This window comes from Microbacterium lacticum (assembly GCF_006716815.1).
In the GTDB taxonomy this organism is placed as follows: domain Bacteria; phylum Actinomycetota; class Actinomycetes; order Actinomycetales; family Microbacteriaceae; genus Microbacterium; species Microbacterium lacticum.
Genome location: NZ_VFPS01000003.1, coordinates 288,194 through 303,231 on the forward strand (window position 1 = coordinate 288,194; position 15,038 = coordinate 303,231).

The 15,038-nt window shown below is 71.2% G+C and carries 13 protein-coding genes; 3 read left to right on the forward strand and 10 right to left on the reverse strand.

Annotated features, from left to right (window positions below; genetic code table 11):
* Positions 1–44: 44 nt before the first annotated feature.
* The 3 genes from FHX68_RS10105 to FHX68_RS10115 all read right to left on the reverse strand — a co-directional run bounded on the left by FHX68_RS10105 (position 45) and on the right by FHX68_RS10115 (position 2,372).
* Positions 45–260, reverse strand: a complete 216-nt coding sequence (locus FHX68_RS10105; protein ID WP_170219061.1) for a hypothetical protein — start codon at positions 258–260, stop codon at positions 45–47.
* A 129-nt stretch (positions 261–389) separates the two neighbouring features.
* Positions 390–1,388: a malate dehydrogenase gene (locus tag FHX68_RS10110; protein ID WP_141381540.1), complete on the reverse strand. Its 999-nt coding sequence runs from the start codon at positions 1,386–1,388 to the stop codon at positions 390–392.
* A gap of 9 nt (positions 1,389–1,397) precedes the next feature.
* Complete coding sequence (locus FHX68_RS10115; protein ID WP_141920038.1) at positions 1,398–2,372, reverse strand: IS481 family transposase; 975 nt, start codon at positions 2,370–2,372, stop codon at positions 1,398–1,400.
* 251 nt (positions 2,373–2,623) lie between these two features.
* Here FHX68_RS10115 and ypfJ point away from each other — a divergent pair, with 251 nt between their 5' ends.
* The 3 genes from ypfJ to FHX68_RS10130 all read left to right on the forward strand — a co-directional run bounded on the left by ypfJ (position 2,624) and on the right by FHX68_RS10130 (position 6,325).
* Entirely contained in the window at positions 2,624–3,490 is an 867-nt protein-coding gene (gene ypfJ, locus FHX68_RS10120; protein ID WP_141381001.1) for a KPN_02809 family neutral zinc metallopeptidase, read from the forward strand.
* Complete coding sequence (gene pip / locus FHX68_RS10125; protein WP_174799167.1) at positions 3,487–4,497, forward strand: prolyl aminopeptidase; 1,011 nt, start codon at positions 3,487–3,489, stop codon at positions 4,495–4,497. Before ypfJ ends, pip begins: the two co-directional genes overlap by 4 nt.
* Before the next feature lie 160 nt (positions 4,498–4,657).
* A complete protein-coding gene (locus tag FHX68_RS10130) occupies positions 4,658–6,325 on the forward strand; it encodes a DEAD/DEAH box helicase (protein WP_141381000.1) in 1,668 nt (555 codons plus the stop codon).
* A 397-nt stretch (positions 6,326–6,722) separates the two neighbouring features.
* Here the strand turns inward: FHX68_RS10130 and FHX68_RS10135 are convergent, their stop codons facing one another.
* The 7 genes from FHX68_RS10135 to FHX68_RS10165 form a co-directional block, all read right to left on the reverse strand.
* Positions 6,723–8,441 (reverse strand): GMC family oxidoreductase, encoded by a 1,719-nt coding sequence (locus FHX68_RS10135; RefSeq protein WP_229661585.1) that lies wholly within the window; start codon positions 8,439–8,441, stop codon positions 6,723–6,725.
* Positions 8,438–10,108, reverse strand: coding sequence for an aldehyde dehydrogenase family protein (locus FHX68_RS10140; protein WP_141380999.1), 1,671 nt, complete (start codon positions 10,106–10,108; stop codon positions 8,438–8,440). The genes FHX68_RS10135 and FHX68_RS10140 overlap by 4 nt, the downstream gene beginning before the upstream one ends.
* A 101-nt stretch (positions 10,109–10,209) precedes the next feature.
* Positions 10,210–10,473 (reverse strand): glutaredoxin family protein, encoded by a 264-nt coding sequence (locus FHX68_RS10145; protein ID WP_141380998.1) that lies wholly within the window; start codon positions 10,471–10,473, stop codon positions 10,210–10,212.
* Positions 10,470–11,600 carry a glycosyltransferase gene (locus tag FHX68_RS10150; protein ID WP_141380997.1) on the reverse strand — a complete coding sequence of 377 codons (1,131 nt, stop codon included), beginning with the start codon at positions 11,598–11,600 and terminating at the stop codon, positions 10,470–10,472. Before FHX68_RS10150 ends, FHX68_RS10145 begins: the two co-directional genes overlap by 4 nt.
* A gap of 176 nt (positions 11,601–11,776) precedes the next feature.
* Positions 11,777–12,127 (reverse strand): hypothetical protein, encoded by a 351-nt coding sequence (locus FHX68_RS10155; RefSeq protein WP_141380996.1) that lies wholly within the window; start codon positions 12,125–12,127, stop codon positions 11,777–11,779.
* A gap of 21 nt (positions 12,128–12,148) precedes the next feature.
* On the reverse strand, positions 12,149–12,610 hold the full coding sequence (locus tag FHX68_RS10160; RefSeq protein WP_141380995.1) for an FAD synthase family protein: 462 nt from the start codon (positions 12,608–12,610) through the stop codon (positions 12,149–12,151).
* A 122-nt stretch (positions 12,611–12,732) separates the two neighbouring features.
* Positions 12,733–14,976 carry a glycosyltransferase gene (locus tag FHX68_RS10165; protein WP_244926852.1) on the reverse strand — a complete coding sequence of 748 codons (2,244 nt, stop codon included), beginning with the start codon at positions 14,974–14,976 and terminating at the stop codon, positions 12,733–12,735.
* Positions 14,977–15,038: the final 62 nt, after the last annotated feature.

Here is a 15,038-nt window from a genome sequence, read left to right on the forward strand (position 1 = left end):
TTCGTCGAGCTCCCATTCTCACAGGTCGCGCGGCTCGCCGCGGGTCAGTCGTCTCCCCGCAGCCGCAGCTCGATGCTCAGCTGGTCGGCGTCGAGCTCGGCGAGGGTGTGCCGCAGTGCGCGGGTGCTGAACGCGCCGCCCGAGCTGAGCGTCGTCAGCCGCGCGCGCATCGCCTCGATGAGCGCGAGGCGCAGCTCGAGCATGTCCTGCGCGAACGCGGTCGTCTCCTCGGTGGGCGGCGTCGTGTAGCGCATGCCCATCCGCTCGATGAGCTCCGGGTCGAACGCGGTGCCGTCCCGTCGCTGCAGCTCGGGGGCGGTGAGGGCGGATGCCGCGGCCTCGCGCAGCTCGGCATCGAGAGGGTTTGGGGAGTCAAAGGCGCCGGCGACTCAGAGGAGGCCGAGCTCGCGCACGGCGTCGCGCTCGGCGACGAGTTCGGCGACGGAGGCGTCGATGCGGGAGCGAGCGCGATCGTCGAGGTCGAGCCCCTCCACGATCCGGTATCCCGAGCCGTCGCTCGTGACGGGGAACGACGAGTACAGCCCCTCGGGCACCCCGTATTCGCCCCGCGAGAGCACGGCGGCGCTCGTCCCGTCGGTGCCGGCCACGCTGTCGCGCAGGTGCGAGATCGCGGCGTTCGCGGCCGAGGCCGCCGACGATGATCCGCGCACCGAGATGATCTCGGCCCCGCGCTTCGCGACCCGCGGCACGAACTCGTCGTCCAGCCAGGTCGCGGCGGCCTCCGCGCCGCCGAGCCGCTCGGCGAGCACCTCCCGGGCGGGGCGTCCCGCGACCGTCGCGTGGTCGACGTCGGGGAACTGGGTCGCGGAGTGATTGCCCCAGATCGCGATGCCGCGGATGTCGGTGACCGAGGCATCCGTCGCCTGCGCGAGCTGCGCGAGAGCGCGATCGTGATCGAGGCGGGTGAGCGCGGCGAAGCGGTCGCCGGGGATGTCCGGGGCGGATGCCGCAGCGATGAGCGCGTTCGTGTTGGCGGGGTTTCCCACGACGACGACGCGGATGTCGCTCGCCGCGACCTCGTTCAGCGCCGCGCCCTGCGGGCCGAAGATGCCGGCGTTGGCGGCGAGGAGGTCGGCCCGCTCCATGCCGGCGGTGCGGGGGCGCGCCCCGACGAGGAGGGCGAGGTTCGCGCCGTCGAACGCGGTGCGGGCGTCGTCGGTGATGTCGACGCTCTGCAGGAGCGGGAACGCGCAGTCCTGCAGTTCGAGAGCGGCGCCCTCGGCCGACCTCAGGCCCTGCGGGATCTCGAGCAGTCGCAGGCGGACGGAGCGGTCCGGGCCGAGCAGGGCGCCCGAGGCGATGCGGAACAGCAGTGCGTAGCCGATCTGGCCGCCCGCACCCGTGACGGTGATGGTCGTGGCATCCATGTTCCGAGCCTAGGTGTACTGACCTCGACCGTTGTTGATTCGGTCGATGGGGGTTTTGCCTCCGATGCCGAGGTGGTGCCTGTCTAGGTTGTAGTAGTCGAGCCAGGTCGTCAACCCTGCTTTTCGGTCGTCGTTCGAGCTCCAGGGGCGGGCGTAGGCCCACTCGGTGGCGAGGGTGCGGTTGAGGCGTTCGACTTTCCCGTTGGTCCAGGGGCAGTGCGGTTTGATGAACCGCTGTCGGATGCCGTGCGCGTCGACCACGGCCTTGAACGCGGCCGAGTGGCGGTAAGCGAACGCGTTGTCGCTGATGACGCGTTCGACTGTGACGCCGAGGCGCGCGTAGAACGCGATCGCGCGGTCGAGGACGCCCGCCGCGGTGGTGCCTTTCTCGTCGTCGTGGATCTCCGCGTAAGCAACTCGGGAATGGTCGTCGATGACGGTGTGCACGTAGTCGTAACCCAGGCCCCGCTTGCGCGCAGGACGTTGCCCGCGGCCATGCAGACGCCATCCGCCGCCGTCGGGGATACGGCCGAGTTTCTTCACATCAACGTGGATCAGGGACCCGGGATGATCATGCTCGTAACGCTGCGCGGATCGGCGGGTCGCGCGGATCACGGACCCCGTGACCGGGTCCAGCTCCCGCAGCAACGGCACGTGGTGGCGGCGCAACACCCTACCGACCGTTGAGGCCTGCAAGCCGAGCTTGTCAGCGATGAACACCGGCCCACGCCGAGTGAGGTGCCGCATGATCCGCACCCTCGCCTCCACGCACGCTTTGGTCTGGCGAGGGTGGGAGCGGGCGACGCTGGAACGATCGATCAGGCCCGCCGGGCCGCACTCCCGGAACCTGCGCCACCACCGCCACGCGGTCGTGCGGGAGATCCCCATTTCCGCGGCAACATGCGCGACCGCACGCCCCGACTGGATGCGCTGAACCATGATCAACCGGCCGGCCGGAGTCAGCCGGGCATTAGCGTGAGACAAGAGAGACCTCCGTGCGTTTGAGCTGAAGAACTTAGACAGCTCCAACTCGACCCCGGAGGTCTCTCCTACGTCAACAACGATCTGGGTCAGTACACCTAGGGCCCGGGCGGGATCGGAGGGAGAGCGCGCATCAGGGCGCGGCAACGAGGGCGGGGATGCCGATGGCGATGGCGGTGGCGACGCGGCGGCATCCCGGGCGGCCTCCCGGGCGGCATCTGGGGGCGGCGGGCGCCACGCGATACGGTGAGGGCATGACGTTCAACAGCAACGCCGACGTGAGCGGCAGCGGCGCGAAGCGGCGGGGGCCCGGCGGCGGCGTGATCGCGGGCGGCGTCGGCGGCCTCGGCGCGATCGCCGTGATCCTGCTGCAGATCTTCACGGGGGCCGACTTCTCGAGCCTGCTCGGCGGGATGGGCGGGGGCACGGAGGCGGGACCCGAGACCGACATCGCCAACTGCGAGACCGGAGCGGACGCGAACGCGAGCATCGACTGCCGTCTCGCGGGCGGATCGAAGTCGATCAACACCTATTGGGCGAGCCAGGTGCAGGGCTACCGTGCGCCGCAGCTGATCATCGTCGACGAGTCGACGCCCACCGCGTGCGGCACGGCATCCAATGCCACCGGCCCGTTCTACTGCCCGCCGGAGGAGACCGTCTACATCGACCCGACGTTCTTCCAGGTGCTCGAGCAGCAGTTCGGCGACGAGGCCGGCCCGCTCGCACAGCTCTACGTGCTCGCGCACGAATACGGGCACCACATCCAGCAGATCACCGGCATCTTCGACCAGTACCCGTCGAACGGCGCCGGCCCGTACAGCAACGGCGTGCGCTCCGAGCTGCAGGCCGACTGCTTCGCCGGCGCCTGGGTGCAGGGCGCGGCCGACCAGAAGGACGACAAGGGCGTCGCCTACCTGCAGCGGCCGAGCGACGATCAGATCCGGGATGCCCTCGATGCGGCCGCCGCCGTCGGCGACGACCACATCCAGGCCAAGTCGGGGCAGGTGAACCCGGAGAGCTGGACGCACGGATCGAGCGAGCAGCGCCAGCGCTGGTTCACGCAGGGCCTCAACGGCGGTCCCGGCGCGTGCGACACGTTCTCGGTCGGAAACAACCTGTGAGCGGCTCCGCCGGAGCCCCGGCTCACCTCGACGAGATCCTCTACCCGCCGATCGAGCCGTACGAGACCGGATTCCTGCTCGCGGGTGACGGGCAGCGCGTCTACTGGGAGCAGTCCGGCAACCCCGACGGCAAGCCGGTCGTCTTCCTGCACGGCGGCCCGGGCGGGGGGACCTCGCCATGGCATCGCCGCTTCTTCGACCCCGAGGCCTACCGCATCGTGCTGTTCGACCAGCGCGGCTGCGGCCGCTCGACGCCGCACGTGAGCGCGCCCGACGCCGACCTGCGCTACAACACCACGTGGCACCTCGTCGCCGACATGGAGCTGCTGCGCAAGAACCTCGGCATCGACCGGTGGCAGGTGTTCGGCGGGTCGTGGGGGTCGACCCTCGCGCTCGCCTACGCGGGGAGCTACCCCGACGCCGTCACCGAGCTCGTGCTGCGCGGAATCTTCACCCTGCGCCGGTATGAGCTGGAGTGGTTCTACGAGGGTGGGGCGTCGGCGATCTACCCCGATCTGTGGGAGGACTACCTCGCTCCGATCCCGGTGCTCGAGCGCTCGCGCCTGATCGAGGCCTACCACCGCCGGCTGACCGACCCCGATCCGGCCGTGCACCTGCCCGCCGCCCGCGCCTGGACGACGTGGGAGGCCGCGACCCTCAGCCTCCTCCCCGACCCCGATCGGGTCGCCTCGATGGCCGAACCCGACACGGCCGTCGCGTTCGCCCGCATCGAGAACCACTACTTCCTGCACGGCGGGTGGCTCCGCGAGGGCCAGCTCATCGACGAGGTCGGCGCGATCCGTGGCATCCCCGCGGTCATCGTGCAGGGCCGCTACGACGTCTGCACGCCCATGATGACGGCGTGGGACCTGCACCGCGCGTGGCCCGAGGCGGAGTTCGTGGTCGTGCCGGATGCCTCGCACTCGGCCGCCGAGCCCGGGATCGCTCGCGCGCTGCGGGCCGCGACCGATCGCTTCGCCGGCGCAGAGAACTCCCTGCTAGACTGAAGGTTCTTGCCGCGCGGCATCCGACCGCGTGCTTGCGTCGTAGAGCGCTTCCCTCGCCGCCCGGTCCGACCGGATGCCGGCTGACATTCCCCATACGGCGACCCTGTGCGCATATCCCGCAGAGGCCACCGATCCGGGCATCCTGCCCAGAAACATTCCTATGTCTGACACCACTTTCCGCACGCTCGGCGTGCCCACCCCCCTGCTCGACGTCCTCGCGAAGGACGGCAAGACCGAGCCGTTCCCCATCCAGTCCGACACCCTGCCCGACACCCTCGCCGGCCGCGACGTGCTCGGCCGCGGCAAGACGGGCTCGGGCAAGACCCTCGCCTTCTCGATCCCGATGGCCGCGCGCCTCGGCGGCGCCCTCGCGGGCGGTTCGCGCCGTGCCGGTCGCATCCTCGGTCTCGTCCTGGCCCCCACTCGCGAGCTCGCGACGCAGATCAACGCGACGCTCGAGCCCCTGGCATCCGCCTACGGGCTGAAGACCACCACGATCTTCGGCGGCGTGAGCCAGAACCGCCAGGTCGCGGCGCTGAAGGACGGCGTCGACATCGTCGTCGCCTGCCCCGGCCGCCTCGAAGACCTCATGAAGCAGGGCTTCGTGAAGCTGGATGCCGTGGAGATCACCGTCATCGACGAGGCCGACCACATGGCCGACCTGGGCTTCCTGCCCGTGGTCACCCGCATTCTCGACAAGACGCCGCAGGGCGGTCAGCGACTGCTGTTCAGCGCGACGCTGGACAACGGCGTCGACAAGCTCGTCAACCGGTTCCTGCAGAACGAGGTGCTGCACTCGGTCGACGAGGCGAACTCGCCGGTCGCCGCGATGACGCACCACGTGTTCTACACCGAGGGTGTGGATGCCAAGAAGGAGCTCGTGCGCACGCTCGCGTCGGGCACCGGCCGGCGCATCCTGTTCATGCGCACGAAGCACCACGCCAAGAAGCTCGCCCAGCAGCTGACGGCGCAGGGGATCCCCGCGGTCGACCTGCACGGCAACCTGTCGCAGCCCGCGCGCGACCGCAACCTCGCGGCGTTCGCTTCGGGCGCGGCGAAGGTGCTCGTCGCGACCGACGTCGCCGCGCGCGGCGTGCACGTCGACGATGTCGAGCTGGTCATCCACGTCGACCCGCCGATGGAGCACAAGGCGTACCTGCACCGCTCGGGGCGCACCGCCCGTGCCGGCGCCGAGGGCTCGGTCGTGACGATCGTGCTGCCCGGTCAGGAGAAGGACGTGAAGGACCTCTTGCGCAAGGCCGCGATCACGGTGACCCCGGTGAAGGTCTCGGCGACCTCGCCCGAGGTGACCGCGCTCGTCGGCGAGGTCGCGGCCTATGTCGCGCCGGCGCCGAAGTCGGAGCAGCCCGGCCGAGGCCAGGGCGGCGGCGGACGCAGCCAGGGCGCGAACGCGCAGCGCAAGCGCGCCGCGCGTGACGCGGGCCAGGGCGCTGCGCACGGCGGCTCGGGCCAGGGCGGTCAGGGCGGCTCCGGTCAGGGCGGTCGTGGTGGACGCGGTGGCCGTGCGGGTCAGGGCGGTCAGTCGGGTCAGGGCGGCCAGGGTGCCGGCCGGTCCGGTCAGGGCGGGCAGCAGCGCACCGACCGTTCGGGTCGTCCCGCGGCCGAGCGCCAGGGTCGCCCCGCCGGCGACGCCGCGCGCGGCGGTCGCGACCAGCGTCCGGCCCGCGAGCAGGGCGCCGCACAGGCATCCGGCAACCCCCGCACCTCGGGTCGGCGTGCCTCGCACGGCGGAAGCGCGGGCGGCAAGCTCATGGTCGGCTCCGTCGTGCGCCAGAACGGCGGCCAGCGCCGCTCCTCCGGTCGCTGACCCCCGCGCGCGCGGCGCCCCACGGGGCCCGCGCCGCACGGCTCACCCGCGCGCTTACCGCGCGGGGTCCCGCCCCGCGCGTTCACAACGTCGGAGTTTCGCGCTACGCGCGCGCCGCCTCCCGCGTGATTCCGCGGCTTCTGGCCCGGGTCGACGCCGATTCTCCGACGTTGCGAACGGCGGCGGTCTCGCACGGCGGACGGGCGGGTGGTCGGTCCCCGTCGCCGGCGGGGCGAGCCCGGTAGCACGCCCCGACCGCCCGCCCGTTCACAACGTCGGAGAATCTGGCTTCGGGCGGGAGAGTGCCCGCGTGATTCCGGGGTTCGGGCCAGGGCCGCACTCGAATCTCCGACGTTGTGAACGGCGGGGCGCCCGTGCGGGCCACCGGCCCGGCGGGTCAGGCCTGGCGGATCAGGTCGGCGGCGCGCTCGCCGATCACGATCGCGGGGGCGTTCGTGTGGCCGCGGATGATGGTCGGCATGACGGAGGCGTCCGCGACGCGTAGCCCGCGCACGCCCCGCACCCGCAGCTGCGGGTCGACGACGGATGCCTCGTCGAGGCCCATCCGCGCGGTGCCGACCGGGTGGTAGAGCGTGTGCGAGTAGCGGCGCAGGGATGCTTCGGCGCGCTCGGCGGCGGTCATCGAGGCGCCGCCCGGCGGCTGCACCCAGTCGTCCGAGGTGACGGCGTCGAGCGCGCGCGTCGCGATCAGGCGCTCGCACTCGGCGAGCCCGGCGAGGAGCGTCCGGGCGTCGTGGCCGTCCGGATCGCTCAGGTATCCGGGGTCGATGACGGCGGCGTCGGTCGGATCGGATGACGCGAGCCGGATCGTTCCGCGGCTCCGCGGACGCAGCAGGATCGCGCCGACGGTGATGCCCTCGGCCGGCAGGGGCACGAGCCCCTCGCCGACGTACGGCGCCGCGGCGAAGATGATCTCGATGTCGGGCAGTCCGTCCGCCGCGCCGCTCTCATCGGCGACCCCGGTGCGCACGAACCCGTACGCCTCGGCCACGTTCGAGGTGAGCATCCCGCGGCGCCGGGTAAGGTACGCGGCCAGCTGCGCCGGCTTCTCGGCACCGTACAGGGTGCCGCCGCGCGCGCCCGGCGCGAGCCCGGCGACGAGGTGGTCCTGCAGGTTCTCGCCGACGCCCGGAGCATCGACGATCGTCGTGATGCCGTGGGAGGCCAGGTGGTCGGCCGGTCCGATGCCGCTCAGCATCAGCAGCTGCGGAGTGTTGATCGCGCCGCCGCAGAGGATCACCTCGCGGCGTGCCCGCGCATGCCGGGTGATCCCGTCGATCTCGACGTAGACCCCGGTCGAGCGCGGTCCGTCGCCGCGCGATTCCTCCGTGGCGTCCATCGCGCCGCCTGCGTCGGCAGCATCCCCGCCGCCACCCGCCTCGAACGTCACGCGCCGGACGAGCGCGTCGGTCACGATGCGGAGGTTCCGTCGGCGGCGCGCCGGCCGCAGGTACGCGTCGGCGGTGGAGGCGCGTGCGCCGCGGCGCTGCGTCACCATCGTCTCGGAGAAGCCCTGACCGGCGGGCAGATTCGCTTCGGTGACCGGATGGCCGAGCTCCCGCGCCGCGTCGAGGAACGCCGCCGTGTGCGGTCGCGGATCGCGCTGCCGCTCGACCGCCTGCGGGCCGCCGCGGCCGAGGGACGCATCGGTGGCATCCGCGGTGTCTTCGACGCGCCGGAAGTAGGGGGCGAGCGAGGCCCACGACCAGTCCGCGCCGGCGACGCCGGCCCATTCGTCGTAGTCGGCGGCGAACCCGCGCACCCACATCATCGCGTTGAGCGACGACGATCCGCCGAGGGTCTTGCCGCGCGGCCAGTAGACCGTGCGCCCGTCGAGGTGCGGCTGCGGCGCGGTGTCGTAGTTCCAGTCGTAGCGCCCGCGGAAGAGCTTCGAGAACGCGGCGGGAACGTGCAGTTCGAGCGCACGATCGACCGGCCCGGCCTCGAGCAGCAGCACCGAGACGGCGGGGTCCTCGCTCAGCCGCGCGGCGAGCGCCGCCCCCGCCGAGCCGGCCCCGACGATGACGTAGTCGGCTTCGAGGTCGCCGCCGCGATGGATGCCAGGACGCGCTCCCGAACCCACGCCGCCGCTCACGCCCCGAAGGCCTTGACGAGCACGACCGCCATCGCCGCCCCGTTGCCGTCGATGCGGAACCGGGTGAAGCCCTCGCACACCGCGGCGCCGGTGCGCGACGTGACGAACCACGGCGGCTTCGGCAGGACGGACAGTCCGTAGCCGCGGAGCGCGGACGTCGCCGAGCGCGGGAACGGGCGGAACGGCCCCCGCACGACGGTGCGCTCGACCTGGTCGAGCAGGAACGCGTTGTGCACGATGCCGATGCCGCTCGGGGCGTCGTCGAGCGTGCCGCCGGGGTACGCGCCCCAGGTCGCCGTGGGGGTGAGGAATCCGAACGCCGTCCACGCGTTGACGGCGACCGTGCCGTAGTGCAGGTCGGCGACGGCGCGCTCGAATCCGGCGCGGAGCGCGGACTGCGTCGCCGGATCGATCAGCACGTTGGCGCCGAGCGTTCCGGTGAGCCGGTCGTTCGCGTGTGCGACCGCGGTGTCGAGGAACTCCTGCCCCGTCCCGGGGAGCGCCACGACGCCGAGGACGGGGGAGAAGTACTCGGTCGTCTCGAGCGGCTCCGCCTCGCCCGGCGAGGTCTCCACGAGCGTCCGACTGCCGTCGCCGCAGCGCGCGGCGTCGGGGTACGCGTCGCGCGCGGCATCCATCTTGCTCTCGCTGTTCGGGTACCAGACCGGCCGCTCGGGCGCGCGGTCGTACGCGGCGCGGAGCTCTTCGAGGAAATCCGCGCGCTGCGGCCAGTCGCTGCTGAGCAGCACGACCTGGCCGGCGATGCAGTTGTGTCCGCTGTTGTGCAGGCGCATCGTCACGACGTGCTCGGCCTGGTAGCGCAGGTCGGCCGCCGACCACTCCCCGGGAACGATGATGATGGGCGAGACGCCGCCGAGCTCCGCCGTGATCGGCACGGACAGCCCCGGCACGATCGCGCGGAAGGTTGCCTCCGACCCGGTGATGTGCACGTGCGAGATCCCCGGATGCCCCGTGAGGGAGCCGCCCACGTCGCCGCCGCCGGTCACGATGCGCAGGAACCCGGGCTCGATGAGAGGGGCGAGGGCGCGCTCGAAGACGCCGACGAGCGCGTTCTGCGTGGGGTTGAGCTTCAGGATCGCGACGCGGTTGAACGCCATCAGCTCGTACAGGACGTCGAGGTAGGGGATCGAGGTGATGTTGCCCGCGCCGAGCACGATCCCGACCCCGCCGGGCGCCGAGGGATACCGTTGCCCGAGCCCCGCCGCACGGCGGGCCGCCTCGGCGGTGACGCCCGGTTCGAGCCACACCTCGGTCGAGTACCCCGACAGGAGCAGGCGGTCGGTCGCGGTCAGCGGCGAGGTGTGCACGACGGTGCGTCCGCCCGGCGCCGTGCCGGTGCGGACGCCGGCGATCGGCGAGCGGCCCGCGGCGAGCGCGCCGAGGGTGTCGGCGTACGCGTCGACGGCGACGAGGGCGGCGTACGGCCCCGACAGCCATTCCTCGCCGCGCAGGGGATGCCCGGGCGCGAGCCCCTTCGATTCGGACGCCGTGTACGCCCACTCCTCGGCGACGGCCGCGGTGGTCGCGTGCACGCGGCGGAGCAGCGCGCGGCGCTGGCCGAGGGTGAGCAGGCTCCAGGCGCGGGCGCCGGTCTCCAGCTGCGTGATCGCCTGATCGAGGGTCGCGTGCTCCGTCGTCGTCGCCATGACACTCTCCTTCGAATGGATGCCCGTGGGCTCAGCCTACGGCCGGAGTGGCACGCGATCCCAGCGGGAGCGCTCCTCGATGTCAGCGGGGCGGCAGGGCGTCAGATCAGCGCGAGTTCGCGCAGCTTCGCCTCGACGTCGGCGTTGGTGGGCTCGACGTGGTGCGAGGCATCCGGGTAGACGACGACGGGGATGTTCGTGCGGCCCGAGATCTCGCGCGCCACGTCGGCGGCGGCAGGGTCGGCGACGAGGTCGACGTAGGTGTAGGCGATGCCGAGCTCGTCGAGCTGCTTCTTCGTGCGGATGCAGTCGCGGCACCAGTCGGCGCCGAACATCGTGATGGTCTGGTCGGAGGTCGAAGTCATGACTCCAGCGTACGTCCGCTCGGCTGGGCGACGGCCGGGGCCGCGGCGGCGGCCGCGATGCGCTTGGGGGCGTAGACCCAGAGCGCGTGGTAGACGAAGCGCACGACGAAGGCGGCGACGAGGGTGATCGCGGCGGCCAGCACGCTCGGGATGTGCGCGCCCTGGACGAGCACCGCGAGCAGCGGGATGCGGATGATCGCCTCGACGTTGTTGAACGCGAACGACTTGATGAAGCGGGTGCGCATGCGCCCGGAGCCGGCGCGCATGTCGGAGAAGACGAGGTACTCGAGCAGCAGGAAGTTTCCGATGATCGTCACCTCGCTCGCGATGATCGCGGCGGGGATGTAGTCCATGCCGAGGCGGATGAGGCCCCACATGATGACGAGGTTCGCGATGGCGCCGATGCCGCCGACGAGCGCGAAGGCCGACATGCGGCCGAAGCGCAGCATCGCCAGCTGCGTGAGGAAGCGGATGCCCTGCGTGAAGGTGGCCTTCGACTCGCCGGCGTACCGGGTGGCGAACGCGAACGGCACCTCGCCGATGCGCAGCTGGCGGCGCGCGAGGATCTCGAGCAGGATCTTGAACCCGCGGGGGCGGAGCGCATCGAGGTCGAGGGCGTCGCGGTCGACGAGGAAGAACCCGGTCATCGGGTCGGTGCAGCCGTGGAGCTTGCGCGGGAACATCGACTTGGTGAGCGCAGTGGAGGCGCGGGAGACCGCCGTACGGGTGGCGTTCGCCAGACCGCCGGCGGTGCCGCCCGCGACGTAGCGCGAGGCCACGACGATGTCGACGTCGCCGACCGCGGCGCGGTCGAGCATGCGCGGGATGTCCTCGGGGGGATGCTGCAGGTCGCCGTCCATGACCAGGCACCAGCGCGAGTCGGCCGCGCGCAGCCCCTCGAGCACGGCGCCGCCGAGGCCGGCGACGGGAGCGTCGCGGCGGATCAGACGCACCGGGAAGTCGACGGTGCCCGAGACGACGCGGATGATGTCGGGGGTGTCGTCGGTGGAGTCGTCCACGAACAGCACTTCGAAGTCGCGCCCGTCGAGCGACGCTCCGAGTCTGCGGAGGAGTTCCGCGACATTCGGGCCTTCGTTGAAGGTCGGAACGATGACGGTCAGTTCCATGGGTCGCTCGCAAATCGCCGGCGGAAAAGGTCGTCTCAGCGTAGCGGGGCGTCCTGTGGCGCCGCCTGTGTGTGATCTGTCAGTTCGTTATGCGCCACCCAGGTGTCATCTGCCGTTCAGCCGATGAGGCTGCTCGCGCCACAAACGCCCGTGCCGAGCCGCTCGTCGCGCGTTCGTCAACGGAACTCGTCGCCCTCGGCGACTCCGCGCACGCGCATCGCCCGTCCCGCGATCGCCACGATCCGGAAGGCGGTCGCTTCCGGCGGTGTGGAGATATCCAGCGGCAGGATCGCGACCGGGATCTCCGTCCCTCCGACGGTCAGCACGCCGCCGCCGCGCCCGTTCGTGATCACCGAGTAGCTGCGGGGGCGACGGGCCTTGCCGACGACCGGCGCCGCTTCGCCGTCGACGCGGGGGAAGAGGAGCCGAAGCTGTCGACGCGTGGCGTCGTCGATGTCGTCGGGGTGGAGTTTCGGCAGCAGTCCGATCATCTGACCGACGAAGAGGTCGACGGCGTCGCCGGTCACCGGTGGCTGCTCATCGTGTGTTCAGGCGGACGCCGGGCGTTCGGAGTAGTCGTGCAGCGTCTCGGCCGTCACGACTTCGAGAGCGCGGCGCAGCTGCGTGCTCGAGGTGTGCGCCGTGTACGGGAAATACACCACCTCGACGCCGACCGCGGCGAACTCGAGTTCGAGCCGGTTGCCCTTCTCCGTGCCGCGCCAGTCGTCGCCCTTGAAGAAGTGCGTGAAGCCCACCTCGCGCCACACGTCGAGCTTGTCGGGCACCGTCTCGATGTGCACGTGGTCGACGAAGCGGATGCCTCGCACGATCTCTGCCCGCTCCGCCGTCGGAACGAAGGGCGCGACGCCCTTGACGGCGCGGAGCATCTCGTCGCTCACGACGCCGGCGATGAGCACGTCGCACTGATCCTTGGCGTGCCGAAGGATGTTCAGGTGCCCCACGTGGAACAGGTCGAACGCCCCCGCGGCATAGCCGATACGTACCGTCATGGTGCCCCCCCAGCAGCTGACGTCATCGCAACGCCCCCCGGCGTCGCTCACCGAACCCCCACAGTCCGATGCGGAAATGGTACACCCTCAACCGCGGGGCGCATCTCCGCTCGAGGCTTGCGTCAGTCTCCGTGGTGACGAGTTCGGTTCGCGACGGTTCGGAAGCTGTCGACGTGCTGCGCCGCCCCCAGGTCCCATTCGCGCCCGGACAAGTCGGGGACACCGGTCGTTCGCGCGGCGACCTCCCACGCGCTCTCGATGTCTTCGGCTCCGAGTGCACCGGTATACGTGTGCACCCACTCCGCGCCCACCTCATCAGCGAGCGCACGATTGACCTCGTTGTCGGGGACGAGGACGGCACGGCCCAGCGACAGGGCGGCAAGCGCCGTGCCGCTGTTGTGCATGTGGCGGTACGGAAGCACGATCAACTGCGACGAGGTGATGGTCTGCGCGAGCTCCACCTCGGAGAGGAAGCGTGGATCGATGGTCACCCGTTCGTCCTCGCCTGCCCTTGTGGTGATCGCGTCGAGAAGGTCGGCTGAAGAGGGGTGTCCCGCGATGTGCAGCGAGACTCCGGGCCGTCGCCAAGCGGTGAAGGCGTCGACGAGGTCCTCGACGCCTTTGTACCGCCGGATGAGCCCGACGTAAGCGACCCGTCCCGGGATCGCCTCGGACTGCGGGAACCGCGCGAACCAATCGCGGTAGTGCCCATGAAGGATCGTCGACGATTCGATCCCGTCTCTCGGTGGCGTCTGATCGTTCAGGTGAAGATCGAGCACCGTGCGCGCGTCGACGCGGTCGAGCAGCCAGCCGTCGATCGCGGCCATTTCGCTCGGACGCTCGAGATTGTGGAGGGTGCGCACGATCGGGGTCCGCGTGAGGTTCCAACGGAGGATCACGGCCGCCGTGAGAGCGCGCCGCGTTGCTCGCCCGATCGGGCGGTGACCGCCGACGAGCAGCTCCGGCCAGTGCACGTGCGCGAGGTCGTACCGACCGAGAATCGCTGAGCGAAAGTTGAACGTGCGCACCGTGACGTCGGGGCGTCGTGCGAGGGAGCGATGCAGCTGCGTGATGTACGGGTTCGTGGTCTCCTTCGGCGTGCCGAACGATTCCAGAACGATGATCGGCCGCTCTCTGCGGCGCGGTCTCCCGTCAGGACGGGGGTTACCGGTCGGATCGGCGACCATCGCGTACCACCTGGTGACCTCCGCGGGGAGTCTGTCCGGTGTCCATCGCTGAGTCGGAACGCCGCCGGCTGCGGCTGCTCGCACGACGGCGCGCGCAACATTGCGGGGGATATCGCCCTCCAACGAGGCGATGTGGGCGTTGGGTTCCGCGAGGAGGGGAGGCCCACCCAGCGGCAGGCACACGACGGGACAGCCGATCGAACTCGCCTCGGCTGCCACCCAACCTGCCTGATCATGCATCGACGGGAACAGGAACACCGTGGCGCGGCTCATGTGGTCGAGGAGGATGTCACGCGGCACCTCGCCGAAGAATCTGACGCGCTCCGAGAGTCCACGGCGCGCGATCATGCGTTCGAGACGACGCTGTTGGTGGCCGCTGCCGAAGATATGCAGGCGCCAGCCATCCAGCTCGGGACGGACGAGCGCGTCGATCGCGAGCGCCGCTCCCTTCCAAGCGACCAGCCGACCGGCGAACATCGCGACGCGGTCATCGATGTGCGCAGAGCGCGCGGGCACGTCGGACAGGCTCGCGTTGGGCTCGACGACCGTCGTCGCTCCCAATGCGCGGAAATGCGCCTCTACCTGCGGGTTCTGCGCGACCACGAGACGGGCGCGGCGTGCGGTCGGATCCCCGCCGAGGGCGCGGAGGGGGCGAGTGATGACGGCGCGGGCGAGCTCGGTGACCGTGCCGCGCACACCCAGCCACCTCGCTAGGCGGCGGATCGGCAGCGTGCTCGACCCCCCGACCGGACCCCAGACGATCGGCACCTCCCGCAGCGAAGTGATCCCCGCGGGCATCCAGTCGTTCGCGAACGTGATGTGGTGGGCGACGTCGAAGTGTTCAGCACCATGCAGCTCACGCGCCAAGCGGCCGGCACCGCGTTGCCAAAGGGGGTAGAACCAGTAGAGATCCCATGCACGACGCTTCCACGCGACCGCCCGCGGTGGGTCGTAGAAATGCACGCGAAGCCGGGCGCTCAGGGCAGGATCGGCATCGAGCGCGGCGCGGATGGCGTCCGTGAACCTGGGCCGCGTGATCACGTGGACCGTGTGCCGCTGAGCCGCCGCGACAGCGAACGCCCACCCCGCCGAGGCCTCCGGACCCATGTCCGGACCGCACGCGTATGCACTCATCAGCACGCGGCGTGGTGCGGCGTCTGCCGTGTCGAACTCTGTCACCGTGGAGCCCCCAACCCTCGTGCCTCGCGAGCCTAGCCGACCGCCGTTGTGGACGAGTTCGC

Bases quoted from the DNA above. Each gene is read 5' to 3' on its own strand.
- FHX68_RS10130 (WP_141381000.1), top strand. From the start codon at position 4,658: ATGTCTGACACCACTTTCCGCACGCTCGGCGTGCCCACCCCCCTGCTC.
- FHX68_RS10140 (WP_141380999.1), bottom strand. From the start codon at position 10,108: ATGGCGACGACGACGGAGCACGCGACCCTCGATCAGGCGATCACGCAG.
- FHX68_RS10160 (WP_141380995.1), bottom strand. From the start codon at position 12,610: ATGACGGTACGTATCGGCTATGCCGCGGGGGCGTTCGACCTGTTCCAC.
- FHX68_RS10105 (WP_170219061.1), bottom strand. From the start codon at position 260: ATGGGCATGCGCTACACGACGCCGCCCACCGAGGAGACGACCGCGTTC.
- FHX68_RS10145 (WP_141380998.1), bottom strand. From the start codon at position 10,473: ATGACTTCGACCTCCGACCAGACCATCACGATGTTCGGCGCCGACTGG.
- ypfJ (WP_141381001.1), top strand. From the start codon at position 2,624: ATGACGTTCAACAGCAACGCCGACGTGAGCGGCAGCGGCGCGAAGCGG.
- FHX68_RS10110 (WP_141381540.1), bottom strand. From the start codon at position 1,388: ATGGATGCCACGACCATCACCGTCACGGGTGCGGGCGGCCAGATCGGC.
- FHX68_RS10150 (WP_141380997.1), bottom strand. From the start codon at position 11,600: ATGGAACTGACCGTCATCGTTCCGACCTTCAACGAAGGCCCGAATGTC.